We start from the raw sequence: 17,129 nt of genomic DNA on the forward strand, positions 1-17,129 counted from the left end.
TTTACTCAATAGACTGGCGGTATGAGCCAGACTTCTTCCGCCAGGTTGCGCCCCGACGAGCGGCGGGCGCAGATCCTCGCCGCGGCGCGCCAGGTGCTGCTCGCGGACCCGCACCGCGAGCTGACGGTCGAGCTGGTCGCCGCGGAGGCCGGCGTCTCCCCCGCGCTGCTGTTCCACTACTTCGGCTCGAAGAAGAAGTTCCAGTACGCCGTCATCGAGGAGGCCGCCGCGGAGGTCATGCTGCGGACCGCCCCCGACCCGTCACTCCCGCCGGACGAGCAGCTCCGGTCGGGGATCCGCGCGTTCGTCCGCGCCGTACTCGAAGCTCCGCAGCTCTACCGCGCCACGCTGTTGATGTCGGCTGCCGGCGATCCGGAGATCCGCGCGCTGCACTCCGATCTGCGCCGTGTGTTCAGCCAGTGGGTGATCAGCGCGGTCGCAGAGCGTGGCATCGAGGTCAGCCCCGTCGTCGAGCTCGCCTGCCACGGCTGGCAGGGTTACGTCGAACAGACCCTCCTGGTATGGATCGACGACCCGACCGTCTCGCCGGAAGCCCTCGAACACCTCTGCGAGCAGTCCCTGGACGCGATCCTCACGACAACGTCCGAGTGAGAAGGCATGAACAAGTTCTTCCTGACGGTCCACATCCTCGCCGCGATCCTCTGCGTCGGTCCGGTCACCGTGGCGACCAGCATGTTCCCGTCGATCGCGAAACGAGCGCTGACCTCCGAGAACACCGAGAACAGCCAGAACGCCGACGCCGGTGGCTTGCAGGTGCTGCACCGGATCACCAACGTCTACGCCTGGGCGAGCCTCGCGGTCCCGGTCTTCGGGTTCGCGCTGGCCGGCAGCATGGACATGATGGGCGAGGCGTGGCTGATCATCTCGATCGTGCTGACCCTGGCCGCGGCGCTGGTGCTCGCGTTCCTCATCGGGCCGGCGCAGGCGAGTGTGCTGGCGGGCGTCGGCGGGACGACCGAGGAGCGGAGTGCGGTGCTGTCGAAGGCGAAGCTGCTCTCGATGACGTCCGGGATCTTCGCGCTGCTCTGGCTGGTCGTGCTGGTGCTGATGGTCGTCAAGCCGGGGCACCACAGAGGGTAAGGTTCCCGCGTGCTGACGGTTGCCACGGTGAACGTGAACGGAATCAGGGCCGCCTTCCGGCGCGGGATGCATCCGTGGCTGGACCACACGGACCCGGACTTGTTGCTGATGCAGGAAGTGCGGGCGACCGACGACGTACTGCGGGAGCTCCTTGGCGGTGACTGGAACATCGCGCACGCCGAGCCCGCGATCGACGGACACAAGGGACGCGCCGGTGTCGCGGTCGCGAGCAGGCGTCCGATCAAGGACGAGCGCGGCGAGATCGGCCCGGAGCGGTTCACCGGGACCGGGCGGTGGGTCGAGGCGGACGTCGTACTGGACGACGGAACGACGCTGACCGCGGTGAGCACGTATGTGTTCACCGGCGAGTTCGAGACGCCGCCGCGGCAGCAGGAGAAGTACGCGTTCCTCGACGCGATCACGGCCCGCCTGACCGAACTGCGCGCCGACGGCCGGCACGTCCTGATGTGCGGCGACCTCAACATCGCGCACCGCGAGGAAGACCTGAAGGCCTGGAAGGCCAACCGCAAGAAGAGCGGCTTCCTGCCCGAGGAGCGGGCGTGGATGGACCGCTTGTTCGAGTCCGGCTGGGTCGACCTCGGCCGCCGCTTCGGCGGCGACGGACCCGGTCCGTACTCGTGGTGGTCGTGGCGCGGCAAGGCGTTCGACAACGACGCCGGCTGGCGCATCGACTACCAGATCGCCTCCCCCGAGCTGGCGTCCGCAGCCACGAGTTGCGTCATCCACCGCGCCCCGACGTACGCCGAACGCTGGAGCGACCACGCCCCGGTCGTCGCAACGTACGACCTCTAACCCTGCCCGCGCTTACGGTGACGGCATGGCTGATCCCGCGTTCGTCCTGCCCACCCCGGATGTCGCCCACACGACGTACGAAGGCCTCGAGCTCTACCTTCCGGACGGCATGGAGCCGGCGCCGGCGGTCCTGCTGATCCATGGCGTGCCGTACTCCGCCGAACCGATGCCCAGCGGGTGGAACATCTACCGGGGCTACGCCAGTCAGCTCGCCGATCGCGGCTGCGTCGCCACTACCGTCGACCACAGCCCTGACGGCCGTCCGGACGACGACCGCTCCAACGCAGCGCTGGCGAAGGCGATCGCGGCCGTCCGGACGCATCCGCGGGTCGACGGCGGCAGGCTCGCGCTCTGGTTCTTCTCCGGGGGCAGTCCACTCGCAGCTCCGTTCCTGCAGAATCCGCCGGAGTGGCTTCGCTGTGTCGCACTGACGTACCCGGTGCTGGGCGACTCCAAGCTTGTCACCATCGGCGGTGTGCATCCGGTCGACGCGGTCGCGGGCGCTCGAGGGCTGCCGATCGTGATGACCGTGGTGGGACATGAGTTGGCGGACGTCGCGCCGACGCAGCCGCCGTTCATCGAGGCCGCGCGGGCGGCGGGTGTGCGGCTCGAGGTGATCGAGGCGCCGAACGGTCGCCACGGCTTCGACGTACTCGATCACACCGACGAGTCACGACAGGCGCTCGGCGCCGCACTGGCCGCGGTCGGCGCGGCGGTATCCGCTTAGCCGTCGCAGTGTCGCGCGGGTAGTCTCGCGGCATGTCCGAGAGTTCAGCTGTTACGCCGCCGGTTGCTGCCCGCAAGCCGGTCGAGCGGGTGCATCACGGCGACGTGTTCGTCGACGACTACGAGTGGTTGCGGGACAAGAGCGACGGCGAGGTACTGGGGTACCTGCGGGCCGAGAACGCGTACACCGAGGCGCGCACGGCGCATCTGGAATCGTTGCGTGAGGCAATCTTCCGGGAGATCTCGGACCGGACGCTGCAGACCGACCTGAGCGTCCCGGCGCGACGTGGCGGGTACTGGTACTACTCGCGCACGATCGAGGGCCGGCAGTACTCGCTGCACTGCCGGGTCAAGGTGGACGGCGACCAGCCGCCCGCGACCGACGGCGAGATCGCCGGCGAAGAGGTGATTCTGGACGGGAACGAGGTGGCCGGCGACTCCGAGTTCTTCTCGCTCGGCACCGTCGACGTCTCCCCCGACGGCCGTCTGCTCGCGTACTCCGTCGACCTCAAGGGCGACGAGCGCTTCACGTTGCGGATCAAGGATCTGGCCACCGGCGAGCTGCTGTCCGACGAGCTGCCCGAGGTGCACTACGGCTCGGCCTGGTCCGCGGACGGCTCGACGATCTTCTACACCAAGGTCGACGACGCCTGGCGCCCGTACCAGGTCTGGCGACACACACTCGGTGCGACCGACGACGTGCTCGTCATGGAGGAGCCGGACGAGCGGTTCTGGGTCGGTGTCGACCTGACCCGCAACGAGCAGGCGATCATGATCGCGCTCGGCAGCAAGCTGACCAGCGAGGTCTGGCTGCTCGACGCCAACGACCCGACCGGCGAGGCCGTCGTGGTCGCGCCGCGGCGCGAGGGCGTCGAGTACGACGTCGAGCACGCCGGCGACCAGCTGCTGATCACCCACAACGCGGACGCCACAAACTTCTCCCTCGCCTCCGCTTCGCTGGACTCCCCCGGCGAGTGGACGACGCTGATCGAAGGCGACAAGAACAGCCGGCTGCTCGGCGCGGACGCGTTCGCCGACCACGTGATCCTGTACCGGCGCCGCGACGCGCTGACCGAGTTGGCGATCATGCGCCGTACCGGGGGCGCGTTCGGCACGCCCGAGGTGCTGGAGTTCGACGAGCCGATCCACACGGTCTCCCCCGGCCGCAACGACGAGTGGCACGAGACCCGGTACCGGTTCGGGTACACGTCCCTGGTCACGCCGGGTTCGACGTACGACGTGGACGTCGCGACCGGCGAGCGTCGGCTGCTGAAGCAGCAGCCTGTCCTCGGCGGCGTGGACCTGACCGCGTACACGCAGTACCGCGAGTGGGCGACGGCCCCGGACGGGACGCGGGTGCCGATCTCGATGGTCGCGCGCAAGGACGTCGCGAAGGACGGGAACGCGCCGGTCGTGCTGTACGGCTACGGCTCGTACGAGTCGTCGATGGACCCGTGGTTCTCGATCCCGCGACTGTCGCTGCTCGACCGTGGCGTGGTGTTCGCGATCGCGCACGTGCGCGGCGGCGGTGAGCTCGGCCGGCACTGGTACGACGACGGCAAGATGCTCACCAAGCGGAACACGTTCACCGACTTCATCGCGGCCGCGGAACACCTGGTGCAGGCCGGCTGGACCAGGCCGGAACGGATCGTCGCCCAGGGCGGCAGCGCCGGCGGTCTGCTGATGGGCGCGGTCGCGAACCTCGCGCCGGAGGCGTTCGGCGGAATCGTCGCGGAGGTCCCGTTCGTCGACGCGCTGACCACGATCCTCGACCCGTCGCTGCCGCTCACCGTGATCGAGTGGGAGGAATGGGGTAATCCGCTCGAGGACAAAGCCGTCTACGAGTACATGAAGTCCTACTCGCCGTACGAAAACGTTGCCGCGCAGCGCTATCCGCGCATCCTGGCGATCACCAGCCTGAACGACACCCGGGTGTTCTTCGTCGAGCCGGCGAAGTGGGTGGCGAAACTCCGCGCGACGGCGGCCGGCGACGCCGACGTACTGCTGAAGACCGAAATGGAAGCCGGCCACGGCGGCCGCAGCGGGCGGTACGACGCCTGGCGCGAGGTCGCGTTCTCACTGGCCTGGGAGCTGGACACGCTCGGCCTGAGCTGACGCAGTGGGACGTGGTGGGAATAAGTGCCCCCGGACGTGTGTTGTGCAACACATCCGGGGGCACTTTCACGACTGATTTCTGTACCGATTCTCAGCTTCGAATCGGCGGGTTGCCCCGAATAGCGGCGGGTACCGACAGGACAACGGTTTCCAGGCGGCGATTGCTGCCGGGAACTCTCAGGGAACGTTCAGGGTGTTTACACACTCGTCCTGGAATCTTGAACCCTACTCGAGCGTTGCTCTCCATGTAACGACGAAGGGAGTTTCGGTGGCTCGCATGGCTCGTGTCCGGTCCACGGACGACGGTATCGACGGCAAGGACAGTGTAGGTCTCTACCTCGAAGAGATCGCGCGGACTCCTTTGCTGACGGCTGAGGAAGAGGTCGAGCTCGCTGAGACGGTCGAGGCAGGACTCCTTGCGGAGCAACTGCTGGCCGAGGGGCGGGTTGGACGTAAGAAGGGCGGAGCGCCCAAATATGCGACGGAGGAGGAGCTGGAGTGGCTGGCCGATGCCGGCCGCGCCGCGCAGCAGCGGTTCGTGACCGCGAACCTCCGGCTCGTGGTGTCGATCGCCCGCCGGTACGGGCGGTCCCAGATGCCGCTGCTGGACCTGGTCCAGGAGGGCAACACGGGACTGATCCGCGCGGTGGAGAAGTTCGACTACCGGAAGGGTTTCAAGTTCTCGACGTACGCGACCTGGTGGGTGCGGCAGGCCATCACCCGCGGTATCGCGCAGCAGGCCCGGGTGGTCCGGCTGCCGGTGCACGTGGTGGAGCAGCTGAACCAGATCGGGTCGGCGCGGCGCACGCTGGAGCGCAAGCTCGGACGTGAGCCGGAGATCGAAGAGATCGCGCTGGAGCTGGGACTGGAAGAGGAGCGGGTCACCGAACTGATCCGTATCGGCCGGGACCACATCAGCCTGAACAGCCCGGTCGACGACGAGGGCGAGACCTCGCTGGGTGACCTGATCGCGGCCGAGACCGCGCCGGGTCCGGACCAGCTGGTCGCGGACGCGTCCGACCGCTCGGGTCTGTTCAGTCTGGTCGACCAGCTCGACCCGCGGTCCGCGGACGTGATCCGGCGCCGCTACGGCCTGCACGACGGCCGCCAGGCCAAGCTGGCCGACATCGGCGCAGTGCACGGCATCTCGGCGGAGCGAGTCCGCCAGATCGAGCGCGAGGCGCTGGGTCGCCTCCGCCTGATGGCAGACCCGACGCTGGCCGCGTAACACCCACTCCGAAACCCCTCAGGACCCCCGAGCCGCGATCCGGCTCGGGGGTCCTTCGGTTTGTCCGGGTGTATTTCCGGAGTCAGTTCCAGCTGTCGATCAGCGCGGGCAGCTCCGAGAGGCGCTGGATCGTGGCGTCCGGTGTGCCTTCGGTGTGGCCGATCTGCTCGGTCGGGATCGCACTGTGCGGCAGGTGCGCGGCCCGCATCCCGACGTTCTGCGCACCCCAGACGTCGTCGAACAGCCGGTCGCCGACGAACAGGCAGCTGGCCGGCTCCGACACCCCGACCGCCCGCATCGCCGCCAGGAACGCCTCCGGGTGCGGCTTGGTGTGCGCGATCTCGCTGGTGTAGACCGCGCCGTCGAGCAGCTCATGTACGCCGTCGCGCACGAAGATCTCCTCGTGCCGCTGCCGCGGCCAGATCGTGTTCGACAGCACGCCCACCTTCAGCCCGCGCGCACGGAGCGCCCGCAGGGTGTCGATCGCGTCCGGCTCCAGCTCGGTGTGCGGGTCCCACTGCCGGTCGTACTCCGCCTGGGCCGCCGGGCTCATCACGACCTCGGCCAGCGTGCACACCTCTGCCAGCGTGCTGCTGAGATGCTCGTCCCGCGAGCGCCGCCAGATCGACCCCTCGGCGGCCACCAGCCGGGCTGCGAGCTCGTCGGCCTGCGCCTCGTCGAGCACCGCGGCGACGGCCCGCCAGGTCTCCCGCAGGTCGACGTCGTGCCAGGTTGCCAATGTGCCGCCCCAGTCGAACAGGACGGCTTCGATCTTCGCGTTCGTCACCCGGCACAGCCTGCCAGAGCCGACCGACAGTTCTCGTCTGTATTTCAGCCGTTCAGCTCACCGTCGCGACCTGCCGCCGCTTGGCCAGCCAGGTGATCGCGAACGCGTAGAACGCCAGGCACGGGATGTCCGAGGCCAGCAGCGTCCACGGCGCGCCGCCCTGCTCGTCCCAGCCGGACAGCTGACCAGTTGCCGCAGGCAACAGAAAGGCGAGCAGGTTGTTCAGCGCGTGCAGCGCGATCCCGGCCTCCAGTCCCCCGGTCCGGACCGTCAGCCAGCCCACGGTGATCGCGAACAGGAACACGTCGGCCATCGCCCACCCGGTGTACCCGTGCGCCGACACGAACGCTGCGCCGCCGATCACGATCCCCGGCCACGGCGACCGGAAGACCGCCCGCACCCAGCCGGCCTTCCCGTCGCGGTTGTCCGGGCCGTAGGCGCCGACCGCCTGGATCAGCCACCCACGGAACATGAACTCCTCGGCCGCCGACTGGAACGGCACCAGGAACAGGATCACCAGCGCCGGAACAAGGAACGCGCCGAATCCGATCCACGATCCGCCGTCGTTCCCGATCGCGTCGTCCGGCGGGAAGATCGCGTCGACCAGCAGCCCCATCGCGTACGACAGCGCGAGGTACCCGAGGGCCGGCACGCAGCACAGCAGCAGCCAGCGCCAGCGGATCCTGTTCAGGACCGAGGCGACGCTCCAGAACGGCCTGCGTTGGACGACCCACGCGGCCAGGCCGACGCAGGGGGTCAGGATGCCGAGCATGACCAACGTGACGGCCAGGTTCTCGGTGTCGCTCGGGAAGATGTCCGTGCCGGTCGGCGTCGGGAACGGGCCGGCGACGACGCGGTGCACGATCGTCCACGCGACGACGACCCCGGTGGTCAGGAACAGGACGAAGGCGCCGAGCAGCAGCGTCCCGACGATCGGGCGCCACCACGCGTGCTTCGGCGTACGGGCGAGCCGGTGGAACGGCGTACCCGGCGGGGCGGGGATGATCCGGGGCTCACGGTAGGCGTACTGGACCGGGTACGGGGGCGGCGGGGCGCCCCACTGCTGCGGGTGCGGAGGCGGCGCTCCCCACTGCTCCGGGTACGGGCCGGGGTGGGGCGGGGGCGGTGGGTACTGCCCCGGCTGGGAGTATGGGCCCGGTTGCGGTTGGTGGTGCGGCGACGGCCCGGGCTGTTGCGGGTCCATGACTGGACTCTAGAAGATCGGGCAAGCACCCAGGGCAGATAGAGGGAAGAACACGATGGTTACTGATCCGGGAACATCCAGGTCGACGGATGCACTGCCGCAGTCCGTACTGATGCCGCTCAGCGGCTCGGCCATCTTCCTGGTCGTCCAGGTCGAGGAAGGCGGCGAGGACCGGACCCGCGACCTGCTGGAGCGGTTGAGCGGTCTCGTCCGCTCGGTCGGCTTCCGCGTGCCGAACGGCAACCTCTCCTGCGTCACCAGCATCGGCTCCGATGTCTGGGACCGGCTGTTCAGCGGTCCGCGGCCCGCGGAGCTGCACCCGTTCGTCGAGCTCAAGGGCGCGACCCACCACGCTCCGGCGACACCCGGTGACCTGCTCTTCCACATCCGGGCCGCCCACCAGGACCAGTGCTTCGAGCTGGCCGGGCAGATCATGACCGTCCTCGACGGCGCCGCCACGGTCGTCGACGAAGTACACGGCTTCAAGTACTTCGAGATGCGCGACCTGCTGGGGTTCGTCGACGGCACCGAGAACCCGGGCGGCGCCGACGCACAGGCCGCCGTACTGATCGGCGACGAGGATCCGGACTTCGCCGGCGGCAGCTACGTGATCGTGCAGAAGTACCTGCACAACCTGAAGGCGTGGAACGCGCTCACGGTCGAGCAGCAGGAGGCCGCGGTCGGCCGGACCAAACTCGACGACATCGAGTTCCCGGACGCGAAGAAGGCGGCCAACGCGCATATCGTGCTCAACGTGATCGAGGACCAGGACGGAAACCAGCTGCAGATCCTGCGCGACAACATGCCGTTCGGCACGATCGGTACGCAGGAGTTCGGCACGTACTTCATCGGGTACGCCAAGAGCCCGGCGGTGACGGAGCTGATGCTGCACCGGATGTTCATCGGCGTACCCGAGGGCACCCATGACCGGCTGCTCGATTTCTCCACAGCGGTCACGGGTGGCCTGTTCTTCACGCCGACGTCGGACTTCCTCGACGACCTTCCGCCGGCGCCCTGAGGGTCAGTCGCCGTTCAGCGGGGCGTCGACGACGCTGCCCCAGCTGAAGTCGATCCGGTCGTCGAAGGTCGCCGGGACCTTGCCGAGCGAGTTGATCACGGTCGCGGTCCCGTTGGCGTGGCCGACGGCGTACAAGTAGCCCGCGCCGGTGTCCTTGTCGATGCCGAGCAGCAGTGTGCCGTAGTTGCCGCAGCGGGCGGTCAGGAGTCGCTCGAAGCTGCCCCACGTCCGGGTCCGTAGCGGGGTCACGATCGGCTTCATCGGCGAGCTCAGCGGGATGCGGATCGAGTAGAGCGCACCGCCCCACGTCGTCGCCAGCAGGCTGTCGTACGTCGGCGTCCGGCTGAGCAGCGTGACCGCCTTGACGGCCGAGAAGCCGGGGTACGAGCCCGCCGCGTGCCAGACCTCGGTGCCGTTGTTCTGCGGGCTGAGGTTCCAGCGGAACAGCGAGCCGTCGCCCCGCAGTGCGTACACCCGCCAGCCGCTGGTCTCGAGGGACCACGACTGTGTCAGGGTCCGGAAGGCGCTCCAGCCGCTCCCGATCTTGACCAGGCTGCTGCTCACGACCTTGCCGCCGGTGCCCTTCTGGACCCATTGGTGCGCCTGGTACATAGCGTCGCCGCTGACGATGTGGCCGTCGAGCGACATCTCGTCGCCGAAGTCGTCGTCCCATGTCCACTGCGTGCTGAGCGAGATCGGCAGGCTGCCGAACGGGTTCTTGGCCATCACGTCCACCGGCTTCACCGTGATCGGCGAGGTCGAGTTGACGTAGCGGTCGACCGAGTCGTTGCCGGTAGTGATCCCGCCGGACTGCACATAACAGCTGTTGGCGGCCGGAGCCGCCTGGGCCGGGCTCATGGTTGTGAGGAGAGGTCCGGCCAGGAGCAGCCCGGCCGCTGCCGCAATCATCTTTCGCATGTCATTCCCCCTTCGGTGCTAAGTTTCGCTCACTCAGCTTGATGCCGGCGTCACTTCGAAAGTTGTGCAATCCAACCTGTCGGTGGCATGGGCCAGACTGGATCCATGTTGCTCTCCGAGGTGGTCACCACATCGGCCGCGCTGGCCGGGACCCGGTCGCGGCTGAAGAAGGCGGAGTTCATCGCCGGATTGTTGTCCAAGGCCACCGAACCGGCCGAGATCGAGATCGTCGTGACGTACCTGTCCGGCGAGCTGCGGCAGCGCCGGACCGGGGTCGGCTGGCGGACACTCATGGACGCTCCGGAGCCGGCGGCCGAGCCGGCGCTGACCGTCGAGGAGGTCGACCGCGCGTTCGCGGAGCTGGCCGAGATGTCGGGCACCGGCGTGCAGGCCCGGCGGCGGGAGGCCGTGGACGCGCTGTTCTCGCGGGCGACGGCGGACGAGCAGTGGTTCCTGCGCCAGCTCGTGGGCGGCGAGTTGCGTCAGGGGGCACTCGACGGCGTGATGGCAGACGCGGTCGCGCGGGCGACCGGGATCCCGTTGGACAAGATCCGGGCCGCGGCGATGTTGCGCGGGGCGGCCGCGCCGGTCGCCGTCGCCGTGCTGACCGAGGGCGAGGCCGGGCTCGCGCAGTTCGGGCTCGAGGTCGGGCGTGGGGTGCAGCCGATGCTGGCGCAGTCGGCGACCACGGTCGCCGAGGCACTGACGAAGACGGGCACGCCGGCCGCCCTCGAGTGGAAGCTCGACGGGATCCGGATCCAGGTGCATCGGAAGGGCGACGAGGTGGTCGTCTACACCCGGACGCTCGACGACATCACCACGCGGGTGCCCGAGGTGGTCGGCGCGGTGCTCGCCCTCGATGCGGAGCAGGTCGTGCTCGACGGCGAGCTGATCGCGCTGCGGCCCGATGGTCGGCCGGAGCCGTTCCAGGTCACCGGCTCGCGGACGGCGACGCGGGCGGCGACAGGGCCGGAGTCGATGCCGCTCACGCCGTACTTCTTCGACATCCTGCATCGGGACGGTCAGGACCTGCTCGGGCTCGACGGAGCAGAGCGGCATGAGTGGCTCTCGAAGCTGGTGCCGCAGGAGCGAAGGGTGCCGCGGCTCGTGACCGACGATGCCGAGGCCGGGCAGGCCTTCTTCGCGGACGCGGTGCGGCGCGGTCATGAGGGCGTGATGGTGAAGTCGTTGACCGTGCCGTACGAGGCCGGCCGGCGCGGGTCGGGTTGGGTGAAGGTCAAGCAGACGCACACGCTCGATCTGCTCGTCCTCGCGGCGGAGTGGGGTCATGGGCGACGGACCGGCTGGTTGTCGAACCTGCATCTCGGCGCGCGCGACGAGGAGACGGGCGAGTTCGTCATGCTCGGGAAGACGTTCAAGGGGCTGACGGACGAGCTCCTGCGGTGGCAGACCGAGCGCTTCCAGGAGCTCGCCGTACGGCGGGACGACTGGGCTGTCTATCTGCGTCCGGAGGTGGTCGTCGAGATCGCGTTCGACGGCGTGCAGACGTCGCCTCGCTACCCGGCCGGGATGGCGTTGCGGTTCGCCCGGGTGATTCGTTATCGCGAGGACAAGCGGCCGGCTGACGTTGATACGGTGCAGACCGTGCGTGCGATCCACGCCGGTCCAGATCTGGCGGAAGAAGGCCCAGCTGATGAGTGAGGATCCCGATGTCGTCTCCCGGCGGATCGCCCGCGAGTCGATCGGCCGCGACGACGCGACCGGCTGGTTCGAGCAGCTGTACGCCGCGGCCGCCGAAGGATCAGCCGTCGTCCCGTGGGACCGCGGTACGGCGCATCAGCAATTGATCGACTGGGTCGACGAGTCGCAGCCCGACGGCACCGGCAAGACAGCCTTGGTCGTCGGCGCCGGGACCGGGTGGGACGCCGAGCTGGTCGTCGACCGCGGGTACGACACGACCGCGTTCGACATCTCCCCCACGGCGATCGCGACAGCTCACCGCAACCACCCGGACTCCAAGGCGCACTACATCGTCGCCGACCTGCTGGCTCCGCCGACCGACTGGCATCGCGCCTTCGACCTGGTCGTCGAGATCTACACGGTCCAGGCGCTCCCGATCCACCTCCAGCCCGACGCGGTCAAGCAGGTCACCGAACTCGTCGCCCCCGGCGGCACCCTGCTGGTCATCGCCGCCGCGCGCCCCGACGACCAACCCGACGACGAGGTCGAAGGCCCGCCGTGGCCCCTCACCCGCGCCACGATCCAGTCCTTCACCGCTCCCGACCTCCACCTGATCCAACTCGACCAGGCCCCCAGCCCGAGCGACCCCACCATCCTCCGCTGGCGAGCCGAGTACCTGCGCGACTAGCCCCGGCACGAGGCGCGGGGCCTCACCGCAGCAGGCACCCAGCACGGACACAGCAACGGACATCCCCTCGCCTTGCTCGTCCTCACCTCCTGTGGGCTGCCGGCTCGTGAGGGTCGAGCTGGATCCGGTCCGGGTCGCGGCGGCTCAACGGGTGTTCGCCGATCAGGACCGGGTCGAGGTGATACACGGCGACTCGTACGACGAGTTGGCGCGGCGGCCGCCGTTCGATCTCCTGTTCGTGGACGGCAGGGCGAGTGTGGAAGAGGTCGGACTGCTGAAGATCGCCCGGCGGGTCGTGTTCGACGACGTGACGCCGGTCCAGGCATTGCCCGCGGATCCGCCGTACATCCACCACTCCGGGTTGGCGGGACGACGCTCGGCACCAGGCGTGTTGTCGCCGTACACCGGCCGGGATATCCGTCGTACGACGGCATGCGCGGCCGCTGACCTACGCCCGTATGTCGCCGTGCATCTAGAACTCGCGGTCCGCAGCCCGGCCGCAGTACGACGCTCCACGACGGCCGTGTCCGCGGAGTACGCCAGCCGCTGTCCGTCGTACGACGGCATCCGCGCTCGCCACGTCGCAAGCAGGTCGCCGTACCCGGCGGGGCTCCCCCGGCACAGGCGCACGGCAGGCGTCGTAGGCCGGTACGTCGCCGCATATCCAACACTCCGGGTTGGCCGCGGTACAACGCTCGGCACCAGGCGTGTTGTCGCCGTACCCCGGCCGGGATATCCGTCGTATGACGGCATGCGCGGCCGCTGACCTACGCCCGTATGTCGCCGTACATCTAGAACTCGCGGTCCGCAGCCCGGCCGCAGTACGAGGCTCCACGACGGCCGTGTCCGCGGAGTACGCGAGCCGGTGTCCGTCGTACGGCGGCATCCGCGCTCGCCACGTCGCAAGCAGGTCGCCGTACCCGACGAGCTCCCCCGGCACAGACGCAGACACACGGCAGGCGTCGTACGCCGGCGCGTCGCCCTACATCCACCACTCCTGGTTGGCGGCCGTCCGCGGTACAACGCTCGGCACCAGGCGCGTGATCGCAGAACCCCAGCCTGGGGGTCGGTCGTACGACGGCATCCGCGCTCGCCGCGACCCAAGCAGGTCGCCGTACCCGGCGGGCTCCCCCGGCACAGGCGCAGGCGCACGGCAGGCGTGGTACGCCGGTGCGTCGCATGCCTGCAGTACTTCGGTCGCCCGCCCCTCTGGAGTACGGGCTTCCACACCTGAAGCGTGATCGCCGTAGGCCAGCTGGCGCACGGCGGCGTGCGCGGCTGCCGGGATGCCGGGATGCCGGGATGCCGGGATGCCGACAAGGCGTCGTACACGGCGCTTCCCGGGCACAGACGGTGCCGCCCACCGGTTGGCGTCGTAGGCAGACATGTGCGGCTGCGGCGTGGCTAGCAGGTCGCCGCATCGGGCGCCGGCCGGTACAGACGCCGTCGCGGGCGCACGGCGCCGTACGTCGCCGCAGCTGCTGTACTCCGGGTCGCCCTGCGCGTCCGTAGTACGAGCTTTCACGCTGGGCGCGTCAGTACCTCGACACCAGCATGTCGCCGTACTCCCCGGTGACAGACGAGCGGCGGGTGCTGGTGGCCGCGGGGCGATCTATGGTGTGAGGTTTGGTGCAATCGTCAGGACGGCTGGGGGTTCGGATGGATGAGTTGCCGGAGCTGGTGGAGCGGGCTCGGAGGGCTGCGGTTGAGGTGGGGATGCCGTTGTCTCGTGATGGGAGTGGGCCGTCGTGTTCGCTTCCGGGCGTGGGGCGGTTTCTCGCTGTACTGGCGGCTGGGTGTGCGGGCGGGTTGATCGGCGAGATGGGGACGGGGGTCGGCGTCGGGGCTGCGTGGATGGCTTCGGTGATGCCTCGGGACTGCCGGCTGGTGACCGTCGAGATGGATGCGGATCGGGTTGCCGCGGCACGGCGGGTGTTTGCGGACGAGGAGCGCGTCGAGGTGATTCACGGCGATTCGTACGTCGAGTTGGAGCGGCGGGCGCCGTTCGATCTCCTGTTCGTGGACGGCGGGGCGGGTGATGAAGGCGTTGGACTGCTGAAGATCGGCGGGCGGGTCGTGTTCGACGACGTGACGCCGGTCGAGGCGCTGCCCGCGGATTCGCCGTACCGGGAGCACGACCCGAAGCGGGAGCTGTTCTTCACCGATTCTCGCCTGGTGGCGACCGAAGTGGTGCTTCCGGACCTGCGCAACGCACTCCTGGTGGGCACCCGCGTGCGGTGAGATCGCATGGGAACACCTGTTCGAAAATCATGTAGACTCGGGTTATGGCGGGGCGCAACGTGGTGGGGCCGACGGCTCTGCGGATGATGCTGGGCGGTCATCTGCGGGAGCTGCGCGAGCGCGCCGGCGTGACCCGGACGGACGCCGGCTGGGCGATCCGGTCGTCGGAGTCGAAGATCAGTCGGCTCGAGCTCGGCCGGGTCGGCTTCAAGGAACGCGACGTCGCCGACCTCCTCACGCTGTACGGCGTGACCGAGGCCCGCGAGCGGGATCGGCTGCTGGCGCTCGCCCGCGAGGCCAACGACCCGGGCTGGTGGCATCGCTACGGCGACGTCACACCGGACTGGTTCGACGCGTATCTCGGCCTCGAGGCGACCGCCGAGCTGATCCGGACGTACGAGATCCAGTTCGTCCCAGGACTGCTGCAGACCGCTGAGTACGCACGCGCCGTCGCGCGGCTGACGCCCTCCGGCGTGCCGACCGAGGCGGAGATCGAGCGGATCGTGGCGCTGCGCACCAGGCGCCAACGAGTGCTGGACCGCGAGCCGCCACTCAAGCTGTGGGCAGTCATCGAGGAGTCGGTGCTGCACCGCCCGATCGGCGGCCCTGAGGTACTGCGCAACCAGCTCGACGCGCTCCGCGAAGCGATCACCCGGCCGAATGTGACGCTCCAGATCATCCCGCTCGCGAGCAGCGGTCACGCCGCGACCGGCGGGGCGTTCTCGCTCCTCAGATTCCCGCAGCGCGATCTGCCCGACATCGTCTACGTGGAGCACCTGACCAGCGCGCTGTATCTCGACAAACGCGACGACGTCGAGGCCTACACCCAGGCTCTGGACCTGCTGGCCTCCTCCAGCCCGTCCCCACAGCAGACCGAACGCCAACTGACCCGCCTGATCGACCGGTTGGCGAGCTGACTAGTCCTCGGAGTCGGTCGAGCCGAGGTGCCTGAGGCGCCCGGCGTCCTCGCCGGCGTCGAGCAGACTGCCGTCGGTCCGGTTGTCGTCGTACTCGGAGATCGCGATGTCGGGATGGTGGAAGTCGAAGGCCGGCGAGTCCGAGCGGATCCGCGGCAGCGTGTCGAAGTTGTGCCGCGGCGGCGGGCAGCTCGTCGCCCACTCCAGCGACCGGCCCCAGCCCCACGGATCGTCCACCTCGACGGGGGGGTGCCGCCGCGACTTGTAGACGTTCCAGAAGAACGGCAGCGTCGAGATCCCGAGGATGAACGCGCCGACGGTCGACACCTGATGCAGCGTCGTGAAGCCGTCGGACGCCTGGTAGTCGGCGTACCGCCGCGCCATACCCTCGACGCCCAGCCAGTGCTGCACCAGGAACGTGGTGTGGAAGCCGATGAACAGCAGCCAGAAGTGCAGCTTCCCCCAGCGCTCGTCGAGCATCCGGCCCGTCATCTTCGGCCACCAGTAGTAGAACCCGGCGAACATCGCGAACACCACCGTGCCGAAGACGACGTAGTGGAAGTGCGCGACCACGAAGTACGAGTCGGACAGCTGGTAGTCCAGCGCCGGCGAGGCCAGGATGACCCCGGTCAGACCGCCGAACAGGAACGTCGTCAAGAAGCCGACCGCCCACAGCATTGGGGTGTCGAACGACAGCGAACCGCCCCACATCGTCCCGATCCAGTTGAAGAACTTCACCCCGGTCGGCACCGCGATCAGGAACGTCATGAACGAGAAGAACGGCAGGTTCACGGCACCGGTGACGAACATGTGGTGCGCCCACACCGCGATCGACAGCGCGCCGATGCCCATCGTCGCCGCGACCAGACCGATGTAGCCGAACACCGGCTTGCGGCTGAAGACCGGCAGAATCTCGGTGATGATGCCGAAGAATGGCAGGGCGATGATGTAGACCTCGGGATGCCCGAAGAACCAGAACAGGTGCTGCCAGAGGATCGCGCCGCCGTTCGCGGCGTCGAACACATGGGCTCCCAAGGCTCTGTCCGCCTCGAGCACCAGCAGCGCCGCCGCCAGGATCGGGAACGCGATCAACACCAGGATCGACGTGACCAGGATGTTCCAGCAGAAGATCGGCATCCGGAACATCGTCATCCCCGGCGCCCGCATCGTGACGATCGTCGTGACGAAGTTGACGCCACCCAGGATCGTGCCGAGACCGGCCATCCACAGGCCCATGATCCACAGGTCGCCGCCGACCCCCGGCGAGCGGACCTCGTTCGACAACGGCGAGTACGCCGTCCAGCCGAAGTCCGCCGCACCGCCCGGCGTGAGGAACGCGCCGAGCGTGATCAGGCCGCCGAACAGGAACAGCCAGTAGCTGAACATGTTCAGTCGCGGGAACGCGACATCCGGCGCACCGATCTGCACGGGCATGATCACGTTGGCGAACCCGACGAACAGCGGCGTCGCGAACAGCAGCAGCATGATCGTGCCGTGCATCGTGAAGAGCTGGTTGTACGTCTCCTCGTTCACGATCTGCAGGCCGGGCTCGGCGAGCTCGGCGCGCATGATCAGCGCCATCACGCCGCCGATCAGGAAGAAGATGAACGAGGTGATCAGGTACAGCTGGCCGATCACCTTGTGATCGGTCGTCGACAAGAGTTTGCCGATCACCTGCCCGAGTGGCCGCCGTCGTAGACCGACGGCAGTCGTTCCGGTGCGCTCGGTGATC

The 17,129-nt window shown here is 68.7% G+C and carries 17 protein-coding genes and 1 pseudogene; 13 read left to right on the forward strand and 5 right to left on the reverse strand.

The window, feature by feature from the left end:
* Positions 1-21: 21 nt before the first annotated feature.
* From ABT313_RS22000 to ABT313_RS22030, 7 genes and pseudogenes are all read left to right on the forward strand, one after another.
* Positions 22-612: a TetR/AcrR family transcriptional regulator gene (locus tag ABT313_RS22000; protein ID WP_350856709.1), complete on the forward strand. Its 591-nt coding sequence runs from the start codon at positions 22-24 to the stop codon at positions 610-612.
* Positions 613-618: 6 nt separating this feature from the next.
* The gene (locus ABT313_RS22005) at positions 619-1,101 is read left to right on the forward strand and encodes a hypothetical protein (protein WP_350856712.1); all 483 of its coding nucleotides are present in this window, start codon (positions 619-621) and stop codon (positions 1,099-1,101) included.
* Between the two features lie 9 nt (positions 1,102-1,110).
* Positions 1,111-1,914: an exodeoxyribonuclease III gene (locus tag ABT313_RS22010; RefSeq protein WP_350856716.1), complete on the forward strand. Its 804-nt coding sequence runs from the start codon at positions 1,111-1,113 to the stop codon at positions 1,912-1,914.
* 25 nt (positions 1,915-1,939) lie between these two features.
* Positions 1,940-2,641, forward strand: coding sequence for an alpha/beta hydrolase family protein (locus ABT313_RS22015; protein ID WP_350856719.1), 702 nt, complete (start codon positions 1,940-1,942; stop codon positions 2,639-2,641).
* A 32-nt stretch (positions 2,642-2,673) separates the two neighbouring features.
* A complete protein-coding gene (locus tag ABT313_RS22020; protein ID WP_350856722.1) occupies positions 2,674-4,755 on the forward strand; it encodes a S9 family peptidase in 2,082 nt (693 codons plus the stop codon).
* Between the two features lie 306 nt (positions 4,756-5,061).
* Positions 5,062-5,130: pseudogene (locus tag ABT313_RS44750) on the forward strand (hypothetical protein); the annotation flags it as partial.
* Entirely contained in the window at positions 5,102-5,983 is an 882-nt protein-coding gene (locus ABT313_RS22030) for a sigma-70 family RNA polymerase sigma factor (protein WP_502884016.1), read from the forward strand. The pseudogene ABT313_RS44750 and the gene ABT313_RS22030, both read left to right, overlap by 29 nt.
* Positions 5,984-6,065: 82 nt before the next feature.
* On the opposite strand, the gene ABT313_RS22035 is transcribed toward ABT313_RS22030, so the two are convergent.
* Both ABT313_RS22035 and ABT313_RS22040 read right to left on the reverse strand, forming a co-directional pair.
* Positions 6,066-6,770, reverse strand: a complete 705-nt coding sequence (locus ABT313_RS22035; RefSeq protein WP_350856725.1) for an HAD family hydrolase — start codon at positions 6,768-6,770, stop codon at positions 6,066-6,068.
* A 52-nt stretch (positions 6,771-6,822) separates the two neighbouring features.
* Complete coding sequence (locus ABT313_RS22040) at positions 6,823-7,974, reverse strand: CPBP family intramembrane glutamic endopeptidase (protein ID WP_350856728.1); 1,152 nt, start codon at positions 7,972-7,974, stop codon at positions 6,823-6,825.
* A 55-nt stretch (positions 7,975-8,029) separates the two neighbouring features.
* Here ABT313_RS22040 and ABT313_RS22045 point away from each other — a divergent pair, with 55 nt between their 5' ends.
* Positions 8,030-8,992 (forward strand): Dyp-type peroxidase, encoded by a 963-nt coding sequence (locus ABT313_RS22045; protein ID WP_350856731.1) that lies wholly within the window; start codon positions 8,030-8,032, stop codon positions 8,990-8,992.
* A gap of 3 nt (positions 8,993-8,995) precedes the next feature.
* Here ABT313_RS22045 and ABT313_RS22050 read toward each other — a convergent pair whose 3' ends face one another.
* Positions 8,996-9,910 (reverse strand): hypothetical protein, encoded by a 915-nt coding sequence (locus ABT313_RS22050; RefSeq protein ID WP_350856734.1) that lies wholly within the window; start codon positions 9,908-9,910, stop codon positions 8,996-8,998.
* 105 nt (positions 9,911-10,015) lie between these two features.
* On the opposite strand from ABT313_RS22050, the gene ABT313_RS22055 reads away from it, so the two are divergent.
* The 3 genes from ABT313_RS22055 (at position 10,016) to ABT313_RS22065 (ending at position 13,005) form a co-directional block, all read left to right on the forward strand.
* Positions 10,016-11,572 (forward strand): ATP-dependent DNA ligase, encoded by a 1,557-nt coding sequence (locus tag ABT313_RS22055; RefSeq protein ID WP_350856737.1) that lies wholly within the window; start codon positions 10,016-10,018, stop codon positions 11,570-11,572.
* Positions 11,565-12,239 carry a class I SAM-dependent methyltransferase gene (locus ABT313_RS22060; protein ID WP_350856740.1) on the forward strand — a complete coding sequence of 225 codons (675 nt, stop codon included), beginning with the start codon at positions 11,565-11,567 and terminating at the stop codon, positions 12,237-12,239. Before ABT313_RS22055 ends, ABT313_RS22060 begins: the two co-directional genes overlap by 8 nt.
* A 106-nt stretch (positions 12,240-12,345) precedes the next feature.
* Positions 12,346-13,005: an O-methyltransferase gene (locus ABT313_RS22065; RefSeq protein ID WP_350856742.1), complete on the forward strand. Its 660-nt coding sequence runs from the start codon at positions 12,346-12,348 to the stop codon at positions 13,003-13,005.
* A 216-nt stretch (positions 13,006-13,221) separates the two neighbouring features.
* On the opposite strand, the gene ABT313_RS22070 is transcribed toward ABT313_RS22065, so the two are convergent.
* Entirely contained in the window at positions 13,222-13,764 is a 543-nt protein-coding gene (locus tag ABT313_RS22070; RefSeq protein ID WP_350856745.1) for a hypothetical protein, read from the reverse strand.
* Between the two features lie 239 nt (positions 13,765-14,003).
* Here ABT313_RS22070 and ABT313_RS22075 point away from each other — a divergent pair, with 239 nt between their 5' ends.
* Positions 14,004-14,480 (forward strand): O-methyltransferase, encoded by a 477-nt coding sequence (locus ABT313_RS22075; protein WP_350856747.1) that lies wholly within the window; start codon positions 14,004-14,006, stop codon positions 14,478-14,480.
* Between the two features lie 44 nt (positions 14,481-14,524).
* Positions 14,525-15,397, forward strand: coding sequence for a Sco1979 family transcriptional regulator (locus tag ABT313_RS22080; protein WP_350856749.1), 873 nt, complete (start codon positions 14,525-14,527; stop codon positions 15,395-15,397).
* On the opposite strand, the gene ctaD is transcribed toward ABT313_RS22080, so the two are convergent.
* Complete coding sequence (gene ctaD / locus ABT313_RS22085) at positions 15,398-17,128, reverse strand: aa3-type cytochrome oxidase subunit I (RefSeq protein WP_502884017.1); 1,731 nt, start codon at positions 17,126-17,128, stop codon at positions 15,398-15,400. It lies immediately after the preceding gene.
* Position 17,129 lies beyond the last annotated feature (1 nt).

Source organism: Kribbella sp. NPDC000426 (assembly GCF_040300265.1).
In the GTDB taxonomy this organism is placed as follows: Bacteria; Actinomycetota; Actinomycetes; order Propionibacteriales; family Kribbellaceae; genus Kribbella.